Raw genomic sequence first — 2,187 nt, forward strand, 5'->3', positions numbered from 1 at the left:
CAGATGTGTTCGGAGTGTCGTCGGGCTTTCTAAGGGGTAAGCTATGTTCAAATCCATTTGGCGCGTATTGAGATGGGTGTTGCTTGGCACGCTCGTTACCGGTTTGTTTGTTGGCTACAAAATTGGCTGGGGCAAGCCGTTTTCGATGAATCAACTGGCCAATCGGCAAGCCATAGCGTTCGTCGTTCGAAACCCAGAGATTTTCACGTCCTTGGGCTTGATCGACGGAACCTTTCTGGACACGCATTCGGGCAAATTGTCGGATGTCACCATTGCCAAGCGGGATGAGGATTATGCCCAAGCCAATACGTACCTAAAGGAAGTCCAGCAATGGGATAAAAGCAAGCTCTCGTTCCAGGACCAAATTACCTATGATATTCTGATTGACCAGTTTGGATCGAGCGAGAAGTTTAAGCCTTTTGAATGGCTTAGTGTTTCTGGGCCGTATCCGTTCAATCAGATGACGGGCTTGCAAACACAATTGCCTGGCTTCCTGCAATCGTCCCACACCATCAAAAATGCCAAGACGGCTGAAACCTATGTGCAGCGCGTTGAAGCCTTAGCCCGCGTTATGGATCAAGGCGTGGCAGAAGTGCGTCGTCAAGCCAAGTTGGGTGCCACGCCGCCTGTTGAAGTTATTGATCGCACGCAAGAAACGATCACTGATTTTCTAAAGCCTGCGCCTGAGGCGCATTCCTTAGTGACAGAGTTTGCCAAAAAGCTAGATGCGCTCAAGGATATTGATGCGAACAAGAAAAAGGCTTTGTTGGACCGAACCAAGGCTGCAGTAAAAGATCAAGTCTACCCGGCCTATAATCGCATTGCCGCAGTGCTTAGCGAAATCCGCCCGATCGCTGCAAAGAACCCCGCAGCGGGCGTAGCCCGGCTGCCAAATGGTGCGGCCTATTATAATTTGATGCTGCAACAACAAACGACGACAGACATGACGGCAGATCAGGTCCATCAATATGGTCTGTCGGAAGTTGCACGCTTAACCACCGAAATGGATGCAATCCTAAAGTCACAAGGATTCACGTCTGGTAGCGTTGGCACCCGCATGATCCAATTGGGCGAAGACCCACGCTTTCTCTATGAGGATAGCGAGAAAGGCCGCGCAAAAATCCTTGCCGATTACAACGTCATTTTGGCGGATATTCAAAAGAAGATGCCGCAATATTTTGGCATCATCCCGAAGCAAAAGCTTGAGGTTGTCCGCGTGCCAGCTTTCGCCGAAGCAGGCTCTGCAGGTGCCTATTTTGAGCCGGCAGCACTTGATGGTTCGCGACCTGGCCGGTTCTTTGCCAATCTGCGCAATGTGAAGGAAACACCGACTTGGAGCATGAAAACCCTTGCTTATCACGAGGGGATTCCGGGCCACTTTCATCAAATCAGCGTTGCCCAAAAGCTTCCTGGCTTGCCATTCTTACGGCAGCAAACGCTCTATACCGCCTATGCGGAAGGCTGGGCGCTCTATGCTGAGAGCCTCGCCAAAGATATGGGCATGTATGAGAATGACCCCTTGGGAGACCTAGGACGGCTACAAGCTGAAATCTTCCGTGCCGCACGTTTGGTGGTCGATACGGGCCTGCACGCCAAAGGTTGGACCCACGAGCAAGCGATTGACTATATGGTTGGCGCAACCGGCATGAGCGAGACAGATGTAACCCGCGAAATCGAGCGCTACATGGTGATGCCTGGTCAAGCCTGTGCCTATAAACTTGGGATGAAGGCTTTACTGGAACAACGCGAACGCGCAAAGGCCGCGCTGGGCGAAAAGTTCGACATCAAGGGATTTAATGATGCTGTTCTTAATAGCAGCTCTGTCCCGCTTACGGTTCTTCCAAGGATCGTTGACGACTATATTGCCAAGCGCAAGGCTAGCTGACGGCTTCAATTGTCAGGTATCGCTTCTTCGCTCGCAGCGGAGTCGGAGAAGCGGTACATCTGTCAAACGTTGCGACGCCTCTAATATAATTCCCGCACCTCTAAGGTCTCCCGCGCAATGCGGTCGCGGACTTGTTCGCGTTCTTCTTGCAGGAGACCGCCCAGACGCACAGAATCGGCGAGCCACCAGAAGAAGGAGATCGGAAAGCCAACCATGCTGAGGGTCAAAATCAGCATGGCGAGGCCAGACTTACCGTGACCGACATAAAAGCGGTGGGCACCAAGCCAGCCTAAAAAGAACCA

The 2,187-nt window shown here is 51.9% G+C and carries 2 protein-coding genes; one reads left to right on the plus strand and one right to left on the minus strand.

Annotated features, from left to right (window positions below; all coding sequences use genetic code 11):
* The first annotated feature begins 43 nt into the window (after positions 1 to 43).
* Positions 44 to 1,885: a DUF885 domain-containing protein gene (locus tag ACOVRA_RS08760; protein WP_421719954.1), complete on the plus strand. Its 1,842-nt coding sequence runs from the start codon at positions 44 to 46 to the stop codon at positions 1,883 to 1,885.
* Positions 1,886 to 1,965: 80 nt separating this feature from the next.
* Here the strand turns inward: ACOVRA_RS08760 and ACOVRA_RS08765 are convergent.
* On the minus strand, positions 1,966 to 2,187 hold a 222-nt coding region (locus ACOVRA_RS08765), incomplete at its 5' end, for an NINE protein (protein ID WP_421719955.1).

The organism is Aquidulcibacter sp., from assembly GCF_049239865.1.
Lineage (GTDB): Bacteria > Pseudomonadota > Alphaproteobacteria > Caulobacterales > Aquidulcibacteraceae > Aquidulcibacter.

Excerpts from the sequence above, each read along its gene's own strand:
- ACOVRA_RS08760 (WP_421719954.1), top strand. The coding sequence starts at position 44 with ATGTTCAAATCCATTTGGCGCGTATTGAGATGGGTGTTGCTTGGCACG.